The organism is Curtobacterium salicis (genome assembly GCF_011759505.1).
Lineage (GTDB): Bacteria > Actinomycetota > Actinomycetes > Actinomycetales > Microbacteriaceae > Curtobacterium > Curtobacterium salicis.
The window spans coordinates 1-23093 of record NZ_JAAOYO010000005.1 but is presented as its reverse complement, the minus strand read 5'-3'; the positions used below and the strand labels follow the sequence as shown (position 1 = coordinate 23093).

Below are 23093 nucleotides of genomic sequence, written 5' to 3'. Positions count from 1 at the left end.
AGACACACGAGACGGGCCCGCCCACCGGTCGGTGGACGGGCCCGTCACGCATCGGCGAGCCGGGAGGCGCGTCAGCCCTCCGCGCGCTCGCCCACGTCGTGCGCGGCACGCTTCCGGCGGACCAGCACGAGTGCGGTCGAGCCGGCCAGGAGCAGCAGCCCGGCTGCGAGGGCCGGAGCAGCGAGCTCGGCTCCCGTGTACGCGAGTGCGCCTCCGTCCGCGGTGCCGATCGCGCCACCGGCGATCGGCACGACCCCGTTGCCGGTCCCGCTGCCGGAGCCGCCGAGGCCGCCGTCACCGACGCCCGGGCCACCGCCGCCCGGGACGGGTGACGGGGTGGGGGTGGGGGTCGGGTCGGAACCGTCGACGGGGCCACCCGGGTCGGTGCCGGGCTCCGGGACGACCGCGAGCGGGATCGTCACGGCGAGCGTGATCTGCTGCCCGTTCGGCAGCCCCACGACGAGCGGCTCGTCCGAGGTCTCGACGGCCGTGGCGGCCGGCGTCGACGCGGTCGACGGGGCTGCCGGCTCCGCGGGCAGGGCGACGCCCGGCTCGGGGACCGTGACGGTCAGCGAGGCGCGACCCTGCTCGTCGGTCTTGTCGATGACGGTGGTGTCGATCGGGCTCGTGGCGAGCACCTGGTCACCGGCCGAGACCGTCACGTCGCCGCTCTGGTCGCCGGCGTTGCTGAACACCAGCGAGGACAGGTCGACCGTCACGTCGTCACCGGGCTGGAAGCCGCCCGCGGGGACCGGCGTCGTGGTGACGCCGACGGCACGCTGGTCCGTCGGCGGCTCGACGGCGTCGTGGGCCGCGAAGTAGTCCGCCTGCGCCTGCAGGTCGACCTGACCCGAGTCGGCCTTGTTCGCGCCCGCTGCGAAGGCCGCGAAGTTGTCGCCACCGGTCGACAGGAACGAGTTGACGGTGACCTTGACCGTCTGGTCGAGCGCGATCGGCTCGCCGTCCAGGGTCATGCCGGTGATGCGCTCGCCGCGACCGGCGGACGGGTCGTACGTGTACGCGAAGCCGTTCGAGACGCCGAGCTTGAGGAACGGACGCTCGAGGCCGTCCGGCTGCCACTGCTGCTCGAGGGCGTCCTTGATCTGCTGCCCGGTGAGGTCCTCGGTGACCAGGGTGTTCGCGAACGGCTGGACGAGCGCGGCTTCCTTGTAGGAGACGCTGCCGTCCGGGTCGCCCGCGCCGCTGGAGGCGTAGACCAGGTCGGTGCGGAGCCCGCCGGGGTTCATGAAGGCGATCTGCGACCCCTGGCGTTCGGTGGCCCAGCGCTGCACCTCGGCGATGTTGTTGCCGAGGGTCGACTCGCCACCACGGTTCTCGGTGGTGCCGTCGGACTGCACGGCGCGGCGCAGGTCGCCGGTGATGGTGCCGAGCGGCTCCTTGCCCTTGACGTCCGCGATCGCCTTGGCGTCGGCGACCGTCTTCGTGACGGCGTCGACCGAGGTGGTGTCCGTCGGCTTCGCGGTCGCGGTGTTGAGCGGCAGCACCTCGGCGCTGATGCCGGAGAGCTTCCGGTCCGCGCCGACGGTCAGCCGCAGGTGGCCGTAGTTCATGCCGTACGAGCCGGTCTGGATCACCGGGCGGACCGTGCCGTCCGGGCCGGCGATCTCGTGGTCGTACATCGCGTGGGTGTGTGCCGAGACGATCGCAGCGACCTTCGAGGACACCTTCCCGGTGATCTGACCGAAGGCACCGCTGCCGACAGCGTCTGCACGCGCGCCCGTGGTGGCGCCCTCGTGGACGAGCAGGACGAGGACGTCGGCCTCACCGTTCGCGGCGTCGCCGTCGGTGAGCTCGTCGGCGTAGCGGTTCACCGAACTGACGATCGGGGCCATCGCGAGCCCCTGCACACCGCCGGGGCTGACGAGTCCAGGGATGAGCGCCTCGGTGGTCGCGCCGATGAAGCCGACCTTCACGCCGCCCTTCTCGACGATGGACCACGGGGTGAACGCCGGGTCGGTGGTGCCCTGCTCGACGATGTTCGCCGAGATGTACGGCCAGTCCGCGCGGTCCTCGATGCGTCCGGTCAGGTCGTCCTGGCCCTTGTCGAGCTCGTGGTTGCCGATCGCGCTGACGTCCAGGTGCATCTGGTTGAGGACGTCGATCGTGGGGTCGTCATGCTGCACGAAGGAGGTGAACGTCGAGGCGCCGACGTTGTCGCCCGCGCTCGTGAAGATGGTGTTCGGGTTCGCCTCGCGCTGTGCCTGCACGACGGCGGCGAGCTTCGCGGCGCCCGCGGCCTTGTCGGCCGTGGTGCCCTCGGACTCGATGCGACCGTGGAAGTCGTTGACGTCGACGATGTCGATCGTCGTGGGCCCGGGCTCCGCGGCGGACGCGGTGGTCGGCGCGCCGAGGGCGACGAGGACCCCTGCGGTGGCGAGAGCGGTGCCGGCGACGATGCCGCGCCTCCGCCTGGTGGTCTCGGGGTGGTGGGACGGGCTCATCGTGTGAGGACTCCTGGTGTGGTGGTTCTGCCCCCGGACGGGGGACGCGACCTCCTGAACCTACGAGGACACACAGGCGACACGCCAGAGCGGGGGTGCCGGCGTCACGTGTTGTTCAACCGGCCGGAACACCCCCGTCACAGCGTCGTCAGTCGCGGCCGAACGCACCCTTCGCGCGCTCGACGACCTCGGCCGCCATCGCCTTCGCGGAGTCCTTGACGACGTCGAACTCCACCGGGTCGCCCTTGAGCAGGCTCTTCGCGGTGTTCATCGCGTACTCGGCGGTGATGTGCGGCGGCAACGGGGGGACACTCCGACTGACGTACGCGTCGATGAGCGTGACGCCCTGGTGCGCGAAGGCCCGCTCGACGGCGGCGTCGACCTCGTCGTCGCTGTGCACCGCGATGCCCTGGAACCCGAGCAGCTCGGCGTACCCGGCGTAGTCCATCGTCTCGACGTCCTGCGAGCCGCGCCACATCGGGTTGCCGTCCTCGGTGCGCATCTCCCACGAGACCTGACCGAGGTCGTCGTTGTGCATGACCACGATCACCAGCTGCTTGTCCTGCCAGCGGTCCATGTACTTCTTCACGGTGATGAGCTCGTTCATGCCGAGCATCTGGAACGCGCCGTCGCCGATCGTGCACACCGCGGGACGGTCCGGGAACGCGAACTTCGCGGTGACGGCGTACGGCATCGCGGCGAGCATCGTCGCCAGGCGGCCGGACATGTCGCCGTGCATGCCGCGGCGCAGCCGGATGTGGTGGCCGTACCAGTCCGCCGTGGTGCCGGCGTCGCAGGTGACCGTGACGCCCTCGGGCAGACGCTCGTTCACGGCGCGGATGACGCGGCGCGGGTTGACTCCGTCGCTGTAGGCGACCTCGGCCTGGCGGCCCATCTCGGCCTCCCACTCACGCATCTCGTCGGCGAGCTTCTCCTGCCAGCCGAGGTCGTCCTTCTGCTCGAGCAGCGGGAGCAGGGCGTCGAGCGTCGCCCCGACGTCGCCCCACATGTTGAGCTCGTTCGGGTACCGCAGGCCGAGCTGCTCGGGCTTGATGTCGACCTGGATGCCGCGGGCCTGCCCCACCTTCGGCAGGTACTCGCCGTAGGGGTAGTTGGTGCCGAGGAGCACGATCGTGTCGCACTCCTTGATCTGGGTCAGGCTCGGACGCGACCCGAGCAGCCCGACCTGCTGGGTGTGGAACGGCACGTCGGAGGGCACGACGTCCTTGCCGCGCAGGGCGGTGATGATCCCGGCACCGGCCTTCCCGGCCGCGGCGAGCACCTGGTCCGTGGCGCCGCGGGCTCCGGCGCCCACCAGGAAGGTCACGCGCTCGCCGGCGTTGATGATGTCGGCCATCTTCCGGACGTCCTCGGCCGGCGGGGTGATCCGGGTGGAGGCCGGGACATCGCTCGAGCGGGACACCCAGTGCTCGGCGCCGGGCTCCGACCACGGCATCGCCTGCACGTCGTGGGGGAGCACGACCACGGCCGGCTGCTTCCGGAGCATCGCCGTGCGGAAGGCCGTGTCGATGACGACCCCGGCGGAGTCCGGCGTCGCGATGGTCTGCACGTAGCAGGCCACGTCCGCGAAGACCCGTTCCAGGTTCGACTCCTGCTGCGTGAACGTCCCGACGGCCGCCAGCCCCTGCTGTCCGACGATCGCGACGACCGGCTGGTTGTCCATCTGGGCGTCGTAGAGGCCGTTGAGCATGTGGAAGGCGCCGGGGCTCGACGTGGCGATGCAGACGCCGACCTCGCCCGTGAACTTCGCGTGCGCGGTCGCCATCAGCGCCGCGATCTCCTCGTGCGTCGGGCGGATGTACTCGACGCCCTCACCCGCACGGTCGGCCTTGCCGAGGGCGCCGTCGAACTCGCCGATGCCGTCACCGGGGTACCCGTAGACGCGCGTGACGCCCCATGCCTTGATGCGGTCGAGGACGAATTCGCTGACGTTCTGGCTCACGCGTCCAGGGTGCTCCGGAGCGTCTTCAGGGTTCCCAGCACCGCGGGGTCCGGACGGCGCTCACTCCACCGCGATGAGCGGCCGGAGCGTCCGGTGCGCGATCCGGAGGCCCTCCAGGACCTTCTCGTCCTCACCGCCCCAGAGCGGGTCCTCGTGCTCGACGCTCAGCGTGCCGTCGAAGCCCGCCTCGTACAGCCGGTCGACCACGTGCGGCCAGTCCACGACCCCGCGACCCGGCACCCGGAACCGCCACCAGCCCATCTCCCACGGGTCGTCGCCCTTGTCGACCTTGCCGAAGAAGCCGTACCGGTTCCGCTGCTCCGGGAAGAGTTCCAGGTCCTTCGCCTGCGCGTGCACGATGTGCTCGGCGAACGGCAGGATCGTCTCGACCGGGTCGATGCCGATCCAGGTCAGGTGCGACGGGTCCCAGTTCAGGCCGAAGCCGAGCCCGGTCACCCACTCCCAGAGCTCCGGCGAGTACGCGATGTTCCCCGGGTAGCCGTCGGGGTGCCAGCCCTCCATCACGCAGTTCTCGATGATCAGGCGCACCCCGCGCTCGCCGGCGTAGTCGAGCAGTTCGGGCAGGACCCGGTCGCCCTCGGCCATGTTCTCGCGGACGCTCTTGGTGTTGTCGCGGCCGATGAACGTGCCGACGTAGGGGACGCCGAGGCGCTGTGCGGCGTCGACCGCGTGCTTGAGGTGCGTGTGCACCTCGTCACGGCGGGCGGGGTCCTGGTGCAGGTTGTTCTCGTAGTAGGCCAGCGCGGAGATCTCGAGCCCGGTGCGGTCGAGCAGCGCCCGCGTCGCCTGGACGTCGTCGTCGGTGAGGGTCGCGACCGGCAGGTGCGCCGCCTCGAAGTCGCGGCCACCGGTGCCCGGCCAGACCGCGACCTCCAGCCGCTCGTAGCCCTGGCCGCTCGCGAAGTCGGCGATGCGGTCGAGGTCCCACCCGGGCAGACAGGCGGTCAACATGCCGAGCTTCATCGGATCTCCCTCCAGGCGAGGTCGCCGGCACTGGCGACCACGGTGTCGATGATGCGTGCCGACCGGGCGCCGTCCCGGAAGGTCGGCAGACCCTCCGGTGCGGTGCCCGTCGTGACGGCCGTGTAGGTGTCGGCGACGAAGGCCGCGAACGCGTCGACGTAGCCCTGGGGGTGCCCGGACGGCACGACCGCCAGTCGGCGCTGGTCGGGGGAGCCCTGGGACGGGTCACGGACGACGATCTGCGCTCCGATGTCGTTGCCGAACCAGGCGGACTCGGGCTGCTCCTGGTCGAAGGCCGCGGAACCGAGCATCCCGTCGACCTCGAACCAGAGCCGGTTCTTCCGGCCGGCTGACACCTGCGAGATGACGACGTTGCCGATCCGGCCACTGCCGGTGCGGAACGTCGCGACCGCGGTGTCCTCGGTCGTGACCTCGGCCCGTCGGCCGGCGTCGGCGATCGGGTCCGGGTCGGGCGTGCCGGAGAACGACGGCCCGGAGGCTGCGGGCCGCGTCGGGTGGACGATGTCGGTGACGGCGCTGACCGAGTCGAACTGCTCGCCCGTGACGAACTCGACCAGGTCGCACCAGTGCGAGCCGATGTCCGCGAACGCCCGCGACTGGCCGCCGGCGCCGGAGTCGACCCGCCACGAGGACGCGTTCTCGTCGAGCATCCAGTCCTGCAGGTAGTGACCGTGGACGGCGAGCACCCGGCCGAGCTGGCCGTCGGCGATGCGGGATCGGATCTCGCGGACCATCGGGTGGTACCGGTAGACGAAGGGGACGGTCGCGACGACCCCGGCCTCGGCGGCGGCCCGTTCGAGTTCGTCGGCCTGCTCGGCGGACACCGCCAGGGGCTTCTCGCAGACGACGTTGATGCCGGCGCGGATCACCGCGAGCGCCTGCGGGTGGTGTTGGTCGTTGGGCGTGCAGACGTGGACGACGTCCGGGCGGTCGGCGATCACCGCGTCCAGGTCGGCGTACCCGCGCTCGAGTCCCAGCTGCCCCGCGACCTGCTCCGAGCGCTCGCGGTTCCGGCCGAGGACCCCGATCACGTCGGCTCCGGCGGCCCGGGCGGCCCGGACGTGCACGGCGGCGATCATGCCCGTGCCGACCACGGCGACCCGGAGCCGTCCGCCCCGCGGGGTCGTCGCCCGTGGTGGACCGGCCAGCTGCTGTCCCACACCGGGTGCGTGGACGTTGCCCTCTGTCGTCATGGTGCTCCCTCGCGCCGTGTCGACGCTCCCGCGCGTCGACACCGCCACCACCGTAGCGCCGCGGACCGGCCCCGTTCGGGATCCGATGAGTACGGTCTGGGGCATGGCGAGCCTCCAGACCACACTGCTCATCCTCGGAGCCAGCGGCGACCTGTCCAAGCGGCTGCTGCTGCCCGGCCTCGCGACGCTCCTCGACGTCAAGGAGGACTGGGAGATCCAGCTCGTCGGCGCCGGTGTCGAGGACCTCTCGGACGCCGAGTGGAAGCAGCTGGTGCACGACGCGTTCGAGAACGCACAGGCGTCGAAGAACGAGGAGGACGAGGGCGCGACCGGCGAGACGGCGCTGTCCCCGCGCCTCCAGGCAGTGGTCGACGCGTCGTCGTACCGCAAGGCCGACGTCACGTCCCCGGACGACCTGACGACGCTGCTCGGCGACTGCCACTTCGACCCGGCGATCTACTTCGCCCTGCCGCCCGCGGTGACCGAGAAGAGCTGCGAGCAGTTGGCGAAGCTGGACCTGCCGGCACACACGCGGCTGGCCCTCGAGAAGCCGTTCGGCACTGACGCCGCGAGCGCCGAGCACCTCAACGACCTGTTGCACTCGTTCCTGCCGGAGTCGCGGATCCACCGCGTCGACCACTTCCTCGGGCGCTCCACGGTGCTCAACCTGCTCGGCCTGCGCTTCGCGAACCGCATCATCGAACCCCTGCTGTCGTCCCAGCACGTCGAGCGCGTCGACATCGTCTACGACGAGACCCTCGGACTGGAGGGACGTGCCCGGTACTACGACAAGGCCGGCGCCCTGGTCGACATGATCCAGAGCCACCTGCTGCAGGTGATGGCCGTGGTCGCCATGGAGGCACCCGCGTCGATCGACGCCGAGGACCTGCGCACCCAGAAGGAGCTCGTGCTGCGGGCGGTCCGCCCGTGGGGCGGCGACCCGCTGACCGCCGGCAAGCGTGCCCGCTACACGGCTGGCACGGTGGGGGACCGCTCGATGCCGTCGTACGTGGACGAGGACGGGGTGGACCCGTCGCTCGGTACCGAGACCCTGGCGCAGCTGAAGCTCGAGGTCGCGAACTGGCGCTGGGCCGGTGTGCCCTTCACCCTGCGCTCCGGCAAGGCGCTCGGCAAGCAGCGCCGCGAGATCCTCATCACGTTCAAGGACTCGCCGCACGTGCCCGACGGCCTGACCGGGGCGCACAAGCCGGACCGCCTGTGCATCTGGATCGCGCCGGACGAGATGCAGCTCGAGCTCAACGTCAACGGCCCGGGCGACCCGTACACGATCGACCACACGGCGCTCGAGGTGACGTTCAACCCCGGCCGGCTCAGTGCCTACGGCGAGGTGCTCGCCGGGGTCCTCGAGGGCGACGCGACCCTGTCCGTCCGTGGTGACAGCGCCGTGCAGGGGTGGAAGGTCGTCGAGCCGTTCCTCAGCCTCTGGCGCTCCGGCGAGGCCCCGCTCGACGACTACGCGGCCGGCTCTGGTGGGCCGGAGGACTGGGACAACGTCGACTCGTGACGACGCCTCGTGACGCCACATCGTCACGGCGGCTCGTAGCGGAGCAGGCGTAGCGTTCGGAGACGTGACCACGACAGACGACGTCCTGCAGACCGTTCCCGCTCCCGCCGGTTCCGACATCCGTGTCGAGACCGTCCACTACGACTCCGAGGGCGCCGACCTCGAAGGGGTCCTGGCGAAGGACGCGGCCGTCGCCGGTCCGCGCCCGGCCGTCCTCGTCGTCCACGACTGGCACGGGGTGAACGAGCACGTCGAGGCACGCGTGACGATGCTCGCGCGCCTCGGCTACGTGGCCTTCGGTGCCGACGTCTACGGCGCCGGCGTCCGCCCGGGCGACGACACCGCCGCCGAGGTGGCCGGTCGCTTCTACGGCGACAACGCCCTGTTCCGCACTCGCCTGCGCGCCGGTCTCGACCGCCTGCTCGCCGACCCGGACGTCGACGCGTCGAAGGTCGTCGTGATGGGCTACTGCTTCGGCGGATCGGGCGCGCTCGAACTCGCCCGGACCGGTGCCGACCTGGTCGGGGCGGTCTCGTTCCACGGCGGACTCATCACGCACGACCCCTCGGACGCGGACCAGATCCGCGCGAAGCTCCTGGTCCTCACCGGCGGTGCCGACCCCGTCGTCCCGGACGAGGCCGTGCACGCGTGGCAGGACGAGATGCGCGCCGTGCCGCACGTGGACTGGCAGGTCGTCACCTACGCCGACGCCATGCACGCCTTCGCCGTGCCGGGCACCGACGCACCGGACCACGGCGCGCAGTACCAGGAGCGTGCCGACCGTCGCTCGTGGCAGGCGCTGCAGGTGTTCCTGGCCGAGGTGTTCGACCAGGAGCCGACCGTCGCCTGACGATCCGGGCGACACGCCGAGCAGGGCGCTCGGGGCGGCTCGATTGGCGCTGCGCCGGGAGCTGTTGTAGAGTCTTCCACGGCTCGCAAGGGCCACTGCGCTCGTAGCTCAATGGATAGAGCATCTGACTACGGATCAGAAGGTTGGGGGTTCGAGTCCCTTCGAGCGCACAGAATGACGGAAGCCCCGGAGATCATCTCCGGGGCTTCCGTCGTTCCACGCGTGCATCCCGCGCAACCGGCCGCGTCGGTCAGCCGTCGACCGGACCGCGGACGTCCTCGGATCAGCCCCGCAGCTGCACGAGTCCGGCGACGAAGAGCACGAACGCGACGCCCGCGGCCGTCGACCGCAGGACGTCGATGCGCTCCCACCGCCGGACGACGCGCTTCCAGTCCGCCGGCGGGCGTTCCGGATCCCAGTCGTTCACGCGGATGTTGATCGGGACGGTGCCGAGGAACGACGCCAGGACGAACACCACCAGGGCCACCATGGCGGCGATCCGCCATCCGAGGCCGCCGTCGCCGCCGCTCAGCACGAGGACCGCGACGGACGCCAGGACGGCCGGCACCATCAGGATCGGGACGACGACCTTCAGGGACTTCACCAACGCGATCCGCGTGCGGAGATGGACCTGGTCGGGCAGCGTCGCCATCGCAGGTTGGACGCCCCACCGCACGATGAACTCCTCGCCGGCGAGCAAGCCCACGAGCACGAGCTGGACGACGAGCAGGACGCTCATCGGAGTCCCTCCGCTCCGTCGTGGCTGAGGGTGGCGAGACTGGACATGGTTCCTCCTGCGGTCGAGGGCACCATCGTGTCCGGAGCCGCTGACGCGGTACTGACGCGGTACTGACGCGAGGCCGAGCGGCGCGACGGCACGGACCGCGGCTTCAGCCCGGCCAGACCTCGCCCCGCCACGCGCCGCCGGCGTCCCGCTCGTACGCCAGCCGGTTGCTCGGCCCGTCCGCCGCCCCGCTCCAGAACAGCATCCGCAGCGGCGTCAGGGCGAACCCGCCCCAGGTGGGCGGCGGCGTGTACGGAGCGTCTCCGTGCTCCCGCTCGAACGCCGCCCACCGGACCCGGCGGTCCGCCTCGGGCGCGACCGCCAGGTCGGTGTCGTTGACCCAGGCGAGCACCTGCAGGTACCGGGAGCGCCTGTCGTAGGCGATCCGCGCCTCCTGGTCGGTGACCGGTGCGACGTCCCCGGTGACGGTGAGCTGTCGGGCCCTTTCCGGCCAGTGGATCGTGACGGAGGCCCGGGGCGCGGCCGCCAGTTCGGCCGCCTTCCGGCTGCGGGTGTCGGTGTGGAAGTGCAGCCGTTGCCCGTCGAACGCGGACAGCAGGACCGTCCGTGCCGACGGGTAGCCGTCGAGGCCGATCGTGGCGAGCGTCATCGTCGGCGTGACCTCCGATCCGGCGGCCGGCAGCCAGGTCGCGGCGAGCGCGAGCGGATCCGCCGTGCCCGCCGCCGCGCCCGTCACCGCGGCCCGGCGGGGTCGAAGCGGGCGATCTCGTGCAGCGAGGCCACCGCCTCGGCGAGCGAGTGCTGCCACAGTGCGGCCCCGTACGAGCGGGAGGCGCGGCTCGCGTCCCCGACGACGCCGGCCGGCCCGAAGTCGTTCGACAGCCACCCGAAGGACACCGGTCCGCCGTTGAACGCGATCTTCTCGAAGTCCGCCAGGTGGTCCGGCACCCATCGCTCGGCGAGGCTCATGTCGACCAGGTCCGGACGCAGGTGCAGGATCATCGACGTCTCGGCGGCACCACCGTGGATGCCGAGGCCGCGTTCGTCGGCGTCCTCGCCGTCCGGCCCGGGCACGCGGGCCAGGGTCGGCATGAGGAACGTCTGCAGTCCGGTCTGCTTCCGGATCTCGCGGAGGGCCACCTGCAGCAGCGCCACGTTCCCGCCGTGCCCGTTCGCGAACACCAGCGTGCCGGCACCGGTCAGGGCGACGGCGCGGCCGATCTGCACGACGGTGTCGAACATCGTGTCGGCGTCGAGCCACACGGTGCCCGGTGCCCAGCTGTGCTCGTCGGACTTCGTGAACGCCAGGGTGGGGAGCTGCCAGACGTCGAGCCCCTCGGCCGCGGCCTGCTCGACCGCGGCGCCGCCGATGTGGTCGGCGAGCAGGAAGTCGGTCAGCAGCGGCAGGTGCGGGCCGTGGTGCTCGATCGCGCCGGTGGGCTGGACGACGATCGTGTCGGCGGTGAAGCCTGCGGCGACGGCCGGGCCGGAGAGCTCGGCGAGCTTCCGGGTGCCGGTGCTCGTCCGAGCCCCCGTCGTGCCCGCGCTCACTTGCCGAACCCGGGGACGGCGGGCTGCGCGGACGCCGTGGAGCCGCCGGACTGCACCAGCGCCGGGTCGATGACGTGCCCCGGGTTGAGCAGCCCGTCCGGGTCGGTCTGCTGCTTCAACGCGAGCAGTTCCTCCACCCCGTGGTCGACGTAGTACTGGTGCGGACTGTGTACGCGGACCCCCAGGTCGCGGAGCAGCGGGTAGCCGGCGTAGACGTCCTCGGCCCCGGTGTAGGGCGCGGTGAGCATGCCGATCGGGCCGACGTGTGCCGCCTCGATGTGCAGCATGCCGCCCGGGTAGACGGCCTCGACCTCGGCGATCCGGTCGATCAGCGCCTCGCCGCCGACCTCGACGTGGAAGTACTCGGTGTCGGGGGTGTTCCGCTTCAGCCACCAGATCGGGTGGTTGTAGGACAGCATCGACACCTTCGTGGTCTGCTGCAGTCCGTCGCGGACGTCTTCGACGGTGCCGCCGGCCAGACCGATCAGGTCGCGGGCCTCGTCGAGCGTGTCCGCGTCGATGATGCCGCGGAGGCTCGCGCGGCCCGCGACGATCGCGGCGTCGGTCGGCAGGGTGGCGGCGACCTCGGCACGGTCGGCGCTGACCAGACGGGGTACCGGGTCCAGACCGCGCAGGGTGCGGACGGCCGCGAGCGCCTGCTCGAAGCTGGGGAAGGACGCGTAGACGGCCCGCCAGTCCTGCAGCGGTTCGAGCCGGACGGTCGCGCGGGCGATGACGCCGGCGGTGCCGTAGGTGTGCACGAAGGGCTGTGCGGCGTCGCCCTCGACGTGGTGCAGGCCGGGCTCGCCGGGCAGCGCGATGTCGAGTGCGGTGACGAAGCCCTGCCAGTTCGACCCGTGTGCGATCGACCCGGTGCCGCCGGACCCGCCGGACAGGAACCCGCCGATCGTCGACTGCGCGGTGGACGGGTACATCCAGAGCTGCTGGCCGTCCGCCGCTGCCGCCTGCTCGAGGGCGACCATCGTGGTGCCGGACTCGGCGGTGATCCAGCCGTCGCCGACCTCGACGACGGCGCGGGCGCGTGAGGTGTCGAGGACCAGGCCGCCGTGCAGCGGGATGCCCTGGCCGTAGTTGCCGGTGCCCTTGCCGCGGGTGGTGACGGGGACGCCGTGTCGGACAGCGGCGTGCAGGGTCGCGGCGATCTCGTCGGCGGACGCCGGGGAGGCGACGAGGTCGGCCAGTCCGAGCGGCAGCTGCTCGCTGAGGATCGGGCTCATCGTGGCCTCGTCGACCGAGGCGCGTTCGCGGGTGCGCTGGTCCGCGCTGACCCCGCGTTCGCCGAGCAGCTCGACGAGGTCGGCGCGGAGAGCCTCGAGTGCGGCGGGCGGGACGGGCGCGGTGGGCACGGCGGTGGGGGTGACGGTGGTCATGCGGGCTCCTGACGGGGTGCTGCTGACGGGCTGCTGCTGACGGGGGGAACGGCGGACGGGAGGCTCCCCACCGGCACGGCCGGCGGGTCGCTGGCGCGACCCGCCGGAACCGGCGGTGTGGGCCCAGAGGCAGTGGTGCACCGCGCCTCCCGTCCGGTGGGTGGTCGGCTCTGCCGACCGGCGCGCTCAGAATCCGAGCGAGACCTTCTTGTCGAGGAACTCGTTCGTGTACAGGTCGGAGGCCTGCAGGCCGGACTTCACGTCGCCGCCGTCTCCGGAGAAGACCGGGGTGGCCTTCTCGATGAAGTCGGTGACGCGCTTCTCGTCGAGGTCGCCGACGTAGCCGTTCTCGCCGTCGGTCGCGATGCCGAGCGTCTTCATCTGCTTCGCGGCGAACGCGCCGACCTTCGAGTCGTAGGTCCAGCCGTTGTTGTACTGCTGCACGAGCTGGGTGATCAGGTCGTTGGTGGCGCCGGGGGACTTCAGGTAGTCGACGTCCGCCTGCTGCATCACCGGGACGAGCTGCTTCAGGCAGGGCGACAGCTTCGACAGCTCACCGGTGCGGACCGACATCGTCTCGGGGTACGGGTTCCAACCGGTGCTCGAGACGAGCTTGTACGCGACCTTCTTGCCCCAGGCGGCGACCTGGTTCTGGTAGATGTACGGCTCGGCGGTGGCGAAGCCCTGCTGCGCGTCCTTGCCGCCCGCGGAGACGAACTTCGCGGGGGTGCCGTCGTAGCTGCCGTCGAGGATGCTCTTCGGCAGGATGCCCGCCGACTCGAGGTACGACATGTACGAGGCGCCGTTGAAGTACCGGACGACGCCCTTGTCCTTCTCGAGTGCCTTGCCGAGGTCCTTGATGCTGTCGACGTCCTTGTACTTCGACGGGTCGTACATGATGACGAAGGGGGACTGGTCGTTCTCGGCGAACACCGCGGTGGTGGGGAGCTTGCCGGAGAACTGGACGGCCTCGTCGGTGGAGACGTAGCCGAGGGTGATCGACTTGTCCTGGTACATCTGCGAGCTGACCTTCGAGTAGCCGATGGCCGGGCCGCCGGCACGGATCTCGAGCTTCACCCCGGTGGGCTTGCCGTTCGCGTACAGGTCCCCGGTGACGGTCTTGCCGGACGCGTCGATCGTCGGGTTCGGGCCGAGCATCTGGTACAGGTGGCCGTGCTCGCCCTCCGGGTTCCAGTCGGTCTGGACGACGACGGTCGCGGGGCATGCGCCGGACAGGTCGACGGCCGGGCCGGTGGCGGTGGACGTCGTCGCGGCCGTCGTGGTGGTGCTGCTCGCCGAGCCGCTCGCGCAGCCGGTGAGGGCGATGGCGGTGACGGTGAGGGCGGCGGTGACAGCGCCGATTCGGGTGGTGGTGCGCATGGAGGCTCCGTTCGTGGTGCGGGTCTCGTGGTGCTGGGGGCGGGTGCTGTGGGAAGGGGGGTCGAGGGCCGTCGCGGTGTGGCCGCGGCGGCGGGTACTGGCGGCGGGTGCCGGCGGCGGCGTCAGCCGAAGTCGTGCCAGCGGCCGACGGCCAACCGGCCGAGCAGGCCGAAGACCAGGAACACCACGACGCCGTAGAGCGAGGCGATGATGATGGTCGCGTAGAGCTCGGGTCCCATCAGCCGGGAGGCCGTGACCTGGATGAGGACACCGAGGCCGGGGTTGCCGCGCTGGAAGAACTGGTCGCCGACGATCGCGCCGATCACCGACAGGCCGGCCGAGGTGCGCAGCCCGACGAAGATCGACGGCAACGCGGCGGGGACCTGCAGCTTCACGAGTCGGGCGAGGCGACTGGAGCGCTGCAGGCGGAAGAGCTCGTGCTGCGCCCGGTCGGCGGACTGCAGCCCGAAGAGGGTGTTCGACACCATCGGGAACAGGGCGATCATCACGGTGACGATGACCCGGCTGGTGAACTCGTAGCCGAACAGGGCGCCGATGAGCGGCACGAGCGCCAGGATCGGCACGCACTGCAGTACCACCGCGTAGGGGTAGAGCGAGTTCTCGAGCCACTTCGCCTGTGCCATCGCCATCGCCCAGAGGACTCCGATCACGATCGCGAACGCCAGTCCGGTCAGCGAGACGACCGTGGTCCGCCCGAGCGCCGTCCACAGGTCGTGGCCGAAGGTCGAGGGTGCGCCGTTCATCCCGGTCGGGGCGACGATCGCCTTGAGCACCAGGTGCGGGTACGGCACGAGGAACGCCAGACCCCGCACGTGGTCGTAGTAAGCGGCTGCGGCGTACCAGAGCGCGACCAGCACCGCGAGGACCACGACGGGCTGCCACCAGGTGACGGACCGACGGGTGCGGGTCGAGGACCGGCGGGCGGCGGTGCGTGCGGTGCGGGCCTCGGCGACCTCCTGCAGCGTGACCATCAGCGGTGTCCTTCCCGGAGCGCGTGCGAGACCTCGCCGACCAGTTCGGCGAACTCGGGGGTGAAGCGGATGTCCGGGTCGCGGGGCATCGGGAAGGGCACGTCGAACCGGCCGACGATGCTCCCCGGTCGGCCCGACATGACGATGACCTCGGTGGACAGGTAGACGGCCTCGGACACCGAGTGGGTGATGAACAGGCCGGCGAACTGCTGCTCCACGAACAGCCGCAGCAGCTCGTCGTTGAGGCGCTCGCGGGTGATCTCGTCGAGGGCGCCGAACGGCTCGTCGAACAGGAACAGCTCCGGGTCGAGGGTCAGCGAGCGGGCGAGCGAGACGCGCATCCGCATGCCGCCGGACAGCTGTTTCGGCAGGTTCGCCTCGAAGCCGTTCAGGCCGACCAGGTCGATGGCGTGCTTCGCCTTCGCGGCCCGTTCGGCCTTCGGGACGTGCCCGAGTTCGGCGAGCAGTTCGACGTTGCCCTGCACACTGCGCCACGGCAGGAGCGTGGCGTCCTGGAAGACGTAGCCGATCCGGTCGGCGGCGACCCCGGCGGTGCCGTCGGACGCCGTCTCGAGACCGGAGGCGATCCGGAGCAGCGTCGACTTGCCGCAGCCCGATGGGCCGACGACCGAGACGAACTGGCCGCGGTCCACGGTCAGGTCGACGCCCTGCAGGGCGACGGTGCCGTTCGGGAACGTCATCTCGACGTTCCGGAAGTCGAGCAGCGTGTCCGTCGCGGTGACGGGGGCTGGTGCGGTGGTGGTCACGGCTACCTCGTGTTCTCGTGCATGGTCGTGCGCGGTCAGGGAACGGGGACGGTTGCGGGTCCGGGCACCGAGGCCCTGGCCCGTGCGGGGGCGGCGACGGTGCGGTGCACCTCGGTGCGGGCGACGAGTCGCCCGCGGGACAGGACGATGCGGTCGGCCGGGGCGTTCGCCACGGCGTCCGTGACGCTGGTCGCGGCGACGGCGAGCAGGTCGGCCCGCGCCCCGACGACGGGGCCGGCGGCCGGGAGGCCCATCACGCTCCGAGCGGTGTCGCTCACCATCGCGTACGCCTGGTCCGGCGTCAGGTGACCCGCGGTCACGAGCAGCGATGCGGTCTCGAGGGCGTCGCTCCGGCCGACCGGGTTGAACGGGTCGCGGACGTTGTCCGCGCCGGCCGCCACCCGGACGCCTGCGTCGAGGAGGGCCTGGATCGCGGTGAGGCCACGCGGGGTCGAGACCGGGTGCTGCCAGCCCTGCAGGTACAGGTTCGTGATGGGCAGCGTGATGACGCCGATGTCCGCCGCGGCGACGTCGGCCACCACCTCGGCCAGGCGGTCCGGACCCAGCGTGCCGAGGCGGACGCAGTGCCCGGCGGAGTACTGGCGGTCGCGCGGCCAGTCGCGGACCGCCCGGGCGTAGTGGTCGAGGGTGACCGGTCCGTCGAGGCTCTCGTCGGCGTGCAGGTCGACCCCGAGTCCGCGGCGGTGCGCGATGGCGAGCAGTCGGTCGACGTCGGCCAGGGGGTCCTCGGCGAGGTGCGGGGCCCCGCCGACCAGGTCGACACCGAGGTCCAGGGCCGCCTCGACGTGGGCGTCCGGGGCGAGCGGTCCGGCCAGGGCGACGAGTTCGATGTCCATCAGGTGGGCGAGTTCGTCCCGGACCTGCACGAGGGCCAGTGCGCCGCGGACGGCCTCGGCGACGGTGCCGGTCCCGCCGTGGCTGAGGACGTCGACGTGGGTGCGGACCGCGGTCGTGCCGGCGGCCAGCAGCGTGAGGGCGGCCTTCCGGGCCCGGTCGGCGATCTCGTCGACGGACATCGTCGTGGCGTACGCGGCCCAGGCCGTGATCGCGGAACCGAGGTCGCCGAGCGGCGGGTCGATCCGGTCGGCGCTCAGGGCCTTGTCGAGGTGGGCGTGCGGTTCCGCCGGGGCGGTGAGGAGCAGGCGGCCGTCGAGTTCGAGGGTGGTCGCGGACGGGGCCCGGAGGGTGCCGGCGGGGGCGACGTCGGTCACCGTGTCGCCGGTGACCGCGACGTCGACCAGACGTCCGTCGGCCAGGAGCGCGGATCGCAGGAGGGTGATCGGGCGGGGCAGTGACGAGTCCATGGGGCCCTCTCGATCGTGTGTGACAATGTTGATCGCATCAACATCCACGATGCTAGGTGGGCCGTGTTTCCCACCCGTTTCGCTCCGGTTGCCGACTGTGACGAGATGGCGTGCACGGAACGCCCGGCCCTGTCCGGACCACGATCGGAGCGCGATGCACACCGAACTCCTGCCCGAGCGGGACCTTCCCACAGCCGACCGCGTCGTCGACGAACAGGCCCGTCTCGTCGGCGAGCACATCCGGGCACTCCGCCGTTCGGCGCGGTTGACCCTCGTGCAGCTCGCCGAACGGACCGGGCTGTCGCACCCGTTCCTGAGCCAGGTCGAGCGGGGCCACTCACGGGCGAGCATGGTGTCGCTCGAGAAGATCGCATCGGCGCTCGACACCAGTCAGGTCGCCCTGCTCGCCGCCGGGGCGCCGGTCCACGACGAGCCCGACGACCGGCGCCCCGAGGTGCTCCGATCCGGCGAGGGCGCCCGCGGCCCGTTCTCCAGCGGCGAGGCCCGGCTGCTCGTGCACGCCGGCCCGCACGCCTTCGAGCCCCTCGAGTGGAAGGGTGACAACACCGAACCCGGCGAGTACTTCGAGCACCGCGAGGACGAGTTCCTCACCGTGCTCGCCGGCGACGTCCTGCTCGACCTCCGTGGCCAGGACGTCGTCCGGCTCGGGCCCGGCGACTCGGCGTACTACCGCGGTGGCACCGGCCACCGCTGGTGCAGTGCCGACGGCAGCGCGTTCCACATGATCGTCGTCAAGGAGACCCCGCGGGCCGGAGCGGCATCGTGAGCGGGCCCGGCATCACGAACGGCGCGGAGGCGCGGCACCGGATGCGGATCGCCGACCGCCAGCGGGTGGCCGAGGACGTCGTCACGCTCGACCTCGCGCCCGTCGACGGCGTCGTGCTGCCCGACTGGGAGCCCGGCGCCCACGTCGACCTCGAGATCGCCCCCGGCACCGAGCGGCAGTACTCACTCGTCACGACCACCCCCGACGGCCACTGGCGGGTGGCCGTGCTCCGCGAAGCCGCCGGTCGGGGCGGGTCCGTCGCCGTGCACGACACCCTCCGCACCGGCGACGAGGTCCTGGTCGGCGGCCCGCGCAACCACTTCGGGTTCGACCCGGACCGGCCGGCGGTCTTCGTCGCCGGCGGCATCGGCATCACTCCGATCCGCGCGATGATCGCCGCGGCCGAGCATGCCGGGACGCCGTGGGAGCTGCACTACGCCGGGCGCTCCCGCGACCGGATGGCGTTCGCCGACGAGCTCCTGGCCGCGCACCCCGATCGGGTCGTCCTCGCCGCGGCCGACCAGGCACCTCGGTTGAACGTGGTCGGGCTGCTCGCCGAACCACGCGACGCCGTCGTCTACTGCTGCGGTCCGCGCAGCCTCATGGACGCCGTCGAGACCGCCGCCGCGCACTGGCCGACCGGCAGCGTCCGGGTGGAGCGCTTCGAACCCGCCGCCGACGTGGACGCCCCGGGAGAGTCGTTCGAGGTCGAGCTCACCCTGACCGGCACGACCGTCACCGTCCCCGCCGACCGGAGCCTGCTCGAGGTCGCGGAGGACGCCGGGGCCTTCGTCCTGTCGTCCTGCCGCGAGGGCACCTGCGGCACGTGCGAGACCCCCGTCCTCGAGGGCGCGGTCGACCACCGGGACACCGTTCTCAGCCCCGCCGAGCAGGCGGACGACCGCACGATGATGGTCTGCGTCTCCCGCGCGGCGGCCGGCTGCGCCCGCCTGGTGCTCGAGCTCTGACCCGCCGTCGGCCGGATCTACGGCCGCTCGGTGTCGTCGAGCGGGCCGCCGGTCAGCGCCGACAGGCGCTCGAGCCCGGCCTGCTCGACGAGCTGCCGAGCCAACGGACGGGCACGGGCCACGGCCTCCCGGACGTCGACGCGGGTCACCTCGAAGTCGGCCAGGCTCAGCTCGCCGTCGACCCAGACGTCCTTCACCTCACGGCTGCCGGCCACGAACACGACCGCCTGGAACGGGTCGTGGACGTTCGCGAGCGTCGGGCTCTCGCCGTCGAACACGACCAGGTCGGCACGCTTGCCGGGCTCCAGCGAACCGATCTCCTGCTCCATCCGCAGTGCTCGTGCACCGCCGATCGTGCCCATCTCGAACGCCTCCCGGGCGCTCATCGCGGTCGCCTGCAGGTCGCGGATGCGGGCCAGGATCGCCGCGGTCTTCATCGCCTGCAGGAAGTCCTGCGAGTCGTTCGACGCCGGGCCGTCGACGCCGATGCCGACCGGGATCCCGAGGGCCCGCAGCTCCGCCACCGGTGCGATGCCGCTCGCCAGGATGCCGTTCGCCACCGGGTTGTGGGCGACGCCGACGCCGTTCGCCGCGTACGTCTCGCGGTCCTGGCGGTCCATCCAGACGCTGTGCGCGGCGATCACCGGCACACGGAACATGCCCGTCGCCTCGGCGTGACCGACCACGGTCCGGCCGGTGCGCTGGCGGGCGGCCGTGACCTCTTCGCGGACCTCGTGCACGTGCACGTGGATGCCGTGACCGCCGTCGACCGCGTAGTCGATGTGCTCCTGCCACGCGGCGTCCGAGTACCGGCCGATCGAGGACATCCCCACCCGGAACGTGCTGTACCGGCTGGCGTCGGCTGCCTCGCGCAGGGCGTCGAACTCCGCCAGGATCGGCGTCGGGCCGAAGCCGCGGTCGACGTCCCCGGAGCCGAACGACACCACGCCGCGGAGGCCGAGTTCGTCGAGCGCCTGGACGACACCCGGTGTCGCCGGCTCGTCCGCGATCGGGTCCGAGCAGAACATGTCGTTCGCCGTCGTCACCCCGCTCCGGAGCATCTGGATGCCCTGCAGCATGGTGCCCGCGTACGCCTTGTCCCGCGTCATCACCGGGTTGACGTGCGAGATCAGGGCGTTCAGCCACTCCCACAGCGTGTACTGCGAGCCGATGCCCGTGATGAGGCCCTCGCTGAAGTGCCCGTGCGTGTTCACGAACCCCGGGGCGACGATGTCGTGCACCCCGCCGCGGACCGTCGCGTCCGGGTTCGCTGCCGACAGCTCGGCGAACGTGCCGACCGCGGCGACCCGGTCCCCGTCCAGGAGCACCGCGCCGTCCCGGATCGCGGACGGGGTGGTGGACTCGTCGGGGGCGGCGGTGAGCACCCACCCGCCGCGGATCAACGTCTGGGTCCGGGACTCGGACGGCGTCTGGGTGAGGGTCATGGGGAGAACCTAGGGACCCCGTGTTTCGCCGGTGTCACCGCCCCGTTTCCCCCGGTCGCACGTCGTCCGTGCCGGAACGTCGGCCGTCACGCGCCCGAAACAGCACCCTGCTACAAACGCTCCCATGCTGACCGTCACCGGTGCCCTCCGCGTCCTCGTCGACCCCCGCACCGAACGCGACGGTGACGTGGTCGTCGACGACGGCAGCACCGTCGCGACCACGCTCGACGCCTCCGGCTGCGTCGTCACCGCCGGACTCGTCAACGCCCACCACCACCTGCTGCAGACCGCGTTCCGGACGCTCCCCGGCACGCGTGGCGTGCCGATGGCGGACTGGCTCCCCACCATGGCGCAGGCCTACACCGCGGCGGGGCACGACCCGGAGCTCTACGGGGTGGCGGCGGCTGTCGGAGCCGCGGAGGGCCTCCTGTCCGGCGTCACGACCATCGCCGACCACCACCTGAACTGGCCGACCGACACGAGCCCCGACGGAACCGTGGCGCTCGCCGCGGCGACCGTGGACGCGGTGCGTGGTCTCGGCGGCCGGCTCGTCTTCGTCCGGGGGAGCGCGCGGGACGACCCGTCGCAGGCGGCCGCATCGGCGGACGCGATCGTCCGGGCCCTGCTGCACGAGGACGCCGTCGGCGGCACCGACCCGGACGGTCGGCTGCAGGTCGCGGTCGGGCCGGCCGGCGTGCACTCCGACGGTGAAGTGACCTTCCGGGCGCTCGGCGAGGTCGCCGCGGAACACGGCCTCCGCCGGCGGACGCAGGCGAACGAGCAGGTCGACACCGCCATCGCGCTGGAGCGGTACGGGCGCCGGCCGCTCGACCTCCTCGAGGACTGGGGGTGGCTCGCGCCGGACGTCACCGTCGCGCACCTGTGCGACGTCACCGACGACGAGATCGCGCGACTCGCCGCCGCCGGGGTCACCGCGACCCACGCGCCGGGCTGCGATGTGCCGATGGGGTGGGGGATCGCACCCGTCGCCCGGCTCACGGCCGCGGGGGTGCCGGTCGGCCTCGGCACGAGCGGCGGTGGCAGCAACGACGCCGGACACCTGCTCGCCGACGCGCGACTCGCGATGCAGGTGTCCGCGCTCATCGGACCGCAGCTGCCGGCACGTCAGGTGCTCGGCATGGCGACCGAGGGCTCGGCGGTCGGCCTCGGTCGGCCGGAGCTCGGACACCTCGGCGCCGGTTCGGCCGGAGACCTGTGCGTGTGGGACGTGTCCGGGGTCGCGGACGCCGGGGTGGCGGACCCGGTCGCGGGACTGCTCTGGGCGTCACCCGGCCGGCGGCCGAAGCACGTCGTGGTCGGTGGGCGCGTGGTGGTGCGGGACGGGAGGCTCGTCACGGCCGACGAGGGCGAGCTGGCGGCCCGGCTGCGGGAGCGGCTGGCGCGGGGGCGCGCCCGTCGCTGAGGCGCCCGCGTCTCGGGGAGGTGCCCGTCTCGGTGAGGCGCCGCCGTCTCCGTGGGACGCCCCGATCGTGCTGAGACGCCGCCGGATTCCGCGGCGTCTCAGGAGCGTGGGGGCGCCGGGCACTGACGGGCGTGTCTCGACGTGGACCCGGCCGCCGGGGTACGGTTCGCAGAACGAGGGAGGACCGTCATGCGGATCCTGGGGAACGTGGTTCGCGGGTTGCTGTTCGCCCTCGAATCGACGGCGAAGACGATCGGCGCGATGTCTGGTGCGCACACGCACGACCTCGACAGCCAGCGGAAGCTCTACGAGCAGCGGCCCGACTACCGCCCCTGAGGAGCGGTCAGTGTGCGCGGTTCAGTGCGCGCGGTTGAGCCGGTCGGCGAGACGTCCGAGCGCCCAGTTCAGCAGGAAGCCCAGCGCGCCGAGGACCGGGAGCGCGATGACGACGACGGTCCAGACGACCTTCGCCAGCTGCGAGCGTGTCCGGTCGCGCCAGAGCACCACCAGCGATCCGACCTCGAGCAGCACGATCACGAGCAGCACGGAGATGTGCCCACCAGCGAAGTTCCCGAACATGTCCCCACCGTCCCCGGAGCACGCGGTCGCGCCCCGTTGCGGAGTGTAGCGGCATCGTCATGTCGGGTCGCGCCTCCCGGCCCGAGGGGTCAGGACGCTTCGTCGACCGACCGTTGGAGCGCACGGATGGTGACGGCGAGGCTGCCGGAGGCCAACAGGCCGGACCCGAGCGGCCCGGACGAGTCGGCGCCGAGCAGGGGGAGGCGGCGCAGTGCGCCCCGGACCTGGGCGTCGACGTGCGCGATCTGCCAGGCGAGTTCCTCCGCGTCCGATCCCGGTGCCTCCAGGCTGGCTGCACGCACCGCGTAGGCAGCGGCGCCGAGCGCATGCGCGCCCATGTGGGCGACACCCGAGGCCTGACCGGCGGCGAACGCGGCCGCTCGTGCTGCCGGATCACGCACGGCCGACGCAGCACGGCCGGTCTCGAAGCGCCGGCGGATCATCTCCGCCGCGTCGAGCTCCCCTCGGGCGAAGGCCCGCGTCCGGCCGACGCCGTCACGGGGCCGGTGGTCCTCGGGGGCGTGGCGCTCGAACAGCGGCAGGACCCGCTCGGCGCAGTCCGCAGCCCAGGCGGCGAGGATGCGGCGGTCGCTGAGGTCCAGTGTCTGCGGAGAGCCCATGCAGGCACCATCGCACGACGGGGGCCGGGGGACGTGAGAACGCCGCCTCGGGGTGTTCCCGGGGCGGCGTTCTCGTGGTGGTGCGTGCGTCTGGTGACGCGGGGGGTGTTACTTGATCTGGG

At 72.1% G+C, this 23093-nt stretch carries 21 protein-coding genes and 1 tRNA gene; 7 read left to right on the top strand and 15 right to left on the bottom strand.

Going from position 1 to position 23093, the window contains the following annotated elements; all coding sequences use genetic code 11:
• Positions 1 to 71: 71 nt before the first annotated feature.
• The 4 genes from E9228_RS15045 to E9228_RS15030 form a co-directional block, all read right to left on the bottom strand.
• Positions 72 to 2462 (bottom strand): bifunctional metallophosphatase/5'-nucleotidase, encoded by a 2391-nt coding sequence (locus E9228_RS15045; protein WP_166781369.1) that lies wholly within the window; start codon positions 2460 to 2462, stop codon positions 72 to 74.
• A gap of 148 nt (positions 2463 to 2610) precedes the next feature.
• Positions 2611 to 4425 carry a thiamine pyrophosphate-requiring protein gene (locus E9228_RS15040; protein ID WP_166781368.1) on the bottom strand — a complete coding sequence of 605 codons (1815 nt, stop codon included), beginning with the start codon at positions 4423 to 4425 and terminating at the stop codon, positions 2611 to 2613.
• 60 nt (positions 4426 to 4485) lie between these two features.
• The gene (locus E9228_RS15035; RefSeq protein WP_166781367.1) at positions 4486 to 5409 is read right to left on the bottom strand and encodes a sugar phosphate isomerase/epimerase family protein; all 924 of its coding nucleotides are present in this window, start codon (positions 5407 to 5409) and stop codon (positions 4486 to 4488) included.
• Positions 5406 to 6623 carry a Gfo/Idh/MocA family protein gene (locus E9228_RS15030; RefSeq protein ID WP_166781366.1) on the bottom strand — a complete coding sequence of 406 codons (1218 nt, stop codon included), beginning with the start codon at positions 6621 to 6623 and terminating at the stop codon, positions 5406 to 5408. Before E9228_RS15030 ends, E9228_RS15035 begins: the two co-directional genes overlap by 4 nt.
• Before the next feature lie 103 nt (positions 6624 to 6726).
• Here E9228_RS15030 and E9228_RS15025 point away from each other — a divergent pair, with 103 nt between their 5' ends.
• The 3 genes from E9228_RS15025 to E9228_RS15015 all read left to right on the top strand — a co-directional run bounded on the left by E9228_RS15025 (position 6727) and on the right by E9228_RS15015 (position 9168).
• Positions 6727 to 8148, top strand: a complete 1422-nt coding sequence (locus E9228_RS15025; protein WP_166781365.1) for a glucose-6-phosphate dehydrogenase — start codon at positions 6727 to 6729, stop codon at positions 8146 to 8148.
• Between the two features lie 64 nt (positions 8149 to 8212).
• Complete coding sequence (locus E9228_RS15020; RefSeq protein ID WP_166781364.1) at positions 8213 to 8998, top strand: dienelactone hydrolase family protein; 786 nt, start codon at positions 8213 to 8215, stop codon at positions 8996 to 8998.
• 97 nt (positions 8999 to 9095) lie between these two features.
• A tRNA-Arg gene (locus tag E9228_RS15015) sits at positions 9096 to 9168 on the top strand.
• A 113-nt stretch (positions 9169 to 9281) separates the two neighbouring features.
• Here E9228_RS15015 and E9228_RS15010 read toward each other — a convergent pair.
• The 8 genes from E9228_RS15010 to E9228_RS14975 all read right to left on the bottom strand — a co-directional run bounded on the left by E9228_RS15010 (position 9282) and on the right by E9228_RS14975 (position 17149).
• Positions 9282 to 9737: an anthrone oxygenase family protein gene (locus E9228_RS15010; protein ID WP_166781363.1), complete on the bottom strand. Its 456-nt coding sequence runs from the start codon at positions 9735 to 9737 to the stop codon at positions 9282 to 9284.
• Positions 9738 to 9888: 151 nt separating this feature from the next.
• The gene (locus E9228_RS15005; protein ID WP_166781362.1) at positions 9889 to 10479 is read right to left on the bottom strand and encodes a pyridoxamine 5'-phosphate oxidase family protein; all 591 of its coding nucleotides are present in this window, start codon (positions 10477 to 10479) and stop codon (positions 9889 to 9891) included.
• Positions 10476 to 11294 carry a creatininase family protein gene (locus tag E9228_RS15000; protein WP_166781361.1) on the bottom strand — a complete coding sequence of 273 codons (819 nt, stop codon included), beginning with the start codon at positions 11292 to 11294 and terminating at the stop codon, positions 10476 to 10478. Before E9228_RS15000 ends, E9228_RS15005 begins: the two co-directional genes overlap by 4 nt.
• Complete coding sequence (locus E9228_RS14995) at positions 11291 to 12685, bottom strand: FAD-binding oxidoreductase (protein WP_166781360.1); 1395 nt, start codon at positions 12683 to 12685, stop codon at positions 11291 to 11293. Before E9228_RS14995 ends, E9228_RS15000 begins: the two co-directional genes overlap by 4 nt.
• Positions 12686 to 12871: 186 nt before the next feature.
• Positions 12872 to 14065 carry a substrate-binding domain-containing protein gene (locus tag E9228_RS14990; RefSeq protein WP_166781359.1) on the bottom strand — a complete coding sequence of 398 codons (1194 nt, stop codon included), beginning with the start codon at positions 14063 to 14065 and terminating at the stop codon, positions 12872 to 12874.
• Between the two features lie 122 nt (positions 14066 to 14187).
• The gene (locus E9228_RS14985; protein ID WP_166781358.1) at positions 14188 to 15057 is read right to left on the bottom strand and encodes an ABC transporter permease; all 870 of its coding nucleotides are present in this window, start codon (positions 15055 to 15057) and stop codon (positions 14188 to 14190) included.
• Complete coding sequence (locus E9228_RS14980; RefSeq protein ID WP_253464185.1) at positions 15057 to 15824, bottom strand: ATP-binding cassette domain-containing protein; 768 nt, start codon at positions 15822 to 15824, stop codon at positions 15057 to 15059. Before E9228_RS14980 ends, E9228_RS14985 begins: the two co-directional genes overlap by 1 nt.
• A gap of 35 nt (positions 15825 to 15859) precedes the next feature.
• Positions 15860 to 17149 carry an amidohydrolase family protein gene (locus tag E9228_RS14975; RefSeq protein ID WP_166781357.1) on the bottom strand — a complete coding sequence of 430 codons (1290 nt, stop codon included), beginning with the start codon at positions 17147 to 17149 and terminating at the stop codon, positions 15860 to 15862.
• Positions 17150 to 17303: 154 nt separating this feature from the next.
• On the opposite strand from E9228_RS14975, the gene E9228_RS14970 reads away from it, so the two are divergent.
• Both E9228_RS14970 and E9228_RS14965 read left to right on the top strand, forming a co-directional pair.
• Positions 17304 to 17936 carry a helix-turn-helix domain-containing protein gene (locus E9228_RS14970; RefSeq protein WP_166781356.1) on the top strand — a complete coding sequence of 211 codons (633 nt, stop codon included), beginning with the start codon at positions 17304 to 17306 and terminating at the stop codon, positions 17934 to 17936.
• Positions 17933 to 18904: a PDR/VanB family oxidoreductase gene (locus E9228_RS14965; protein WP_341849909.1), complete on the top strand. Its 972-nt coding sequence runs from the start codon at positions 17933 to 17935 to the stop codon at positions 18902 to 18904. The genes E9228_RS14970 and E9228_RS14965 overlap by 4 nt, the downstream gene beginning before the upstream one ends.
• 17 nt (positions 18905 to 18921) lie before the next feature.
• Here E9228_RS14965 and E9228_RS14960 read toward each other — a convergent pair whose 3' ends face one another.
• Positions 18922 to 20349 carry an amidohydrolase family protein gene (locus E9228_RS14960; protein WP_166781355.1) on the bottom strand — a complete coding sequence of 476 codons (1428 nt, stop codon included), beginning with the start codon at positions 20347 to 20349 and terminating at the stop codon, positions 18922 to 18924.
• A 124-nt stretch (positions 20350 to 20473) separates the two neighbouring features.
• On the opposite strand from E9228_RS14960, the gene E9228_RS14955 reads away from it, so the two are divergent.
• Together E9228_RS14955 and E9228_RS14950 are read left to right on the top strand one after the other, a co-directional pair.
• The gene (locus E9228_RS14955) at positions 20474 to 21772 is read left to right on the top strand and encodes an amidohydrolase family protein (RefSeq protein WP_166781354.1); all 1299 of its coding nucleotides are present in this window, start codon (positions 20474 to 20476) and stop codon (positions 21770 to 21772) included.
• 189 nt (positions 21773 to 21961) lie between these two features.
• The gene (locus E9228_RS14950; protein WP_166781353.1) at positions 21962 to 22108 is read left to right on the top strand and encodes a hypothetical protein; all 147 of its coding nucleotides are present in this window, start codon (positions 21962 to 21964) and stop codon (positions 22106 to 22108) included.
• A 21-nt stretch (positions 22109 to 22129) separates the two neighbouring features.
• Here the strand turns inward: E9228_RS14950 and E9228_RS14945 are convergent, their stop codons facing one another.
• Entirely contained in the window at positions 22130 to 22351 is a 222-nt protein-coding gene (locus E9228_RS14945; protein WP_166781352.1) for a PLDc N-terminal domain-containing protein, read from the bottom strand.
• A gap of 89 nt (positions 22352 to 22440) precedes the next feature.
• Positions 22441 to 22971 (bottom strand): putative immunity protein, encoded by a 531-nt coding sequence (locus E9228_RS14940; RefSeq protein ID WP_166781351.1) that lies wholly within the window; start codon positions 22969 to 22971, stop codon positions 22441 to 22443.
• Positions 22972 to 23093 lie beyond the last annotated feature (122 nt).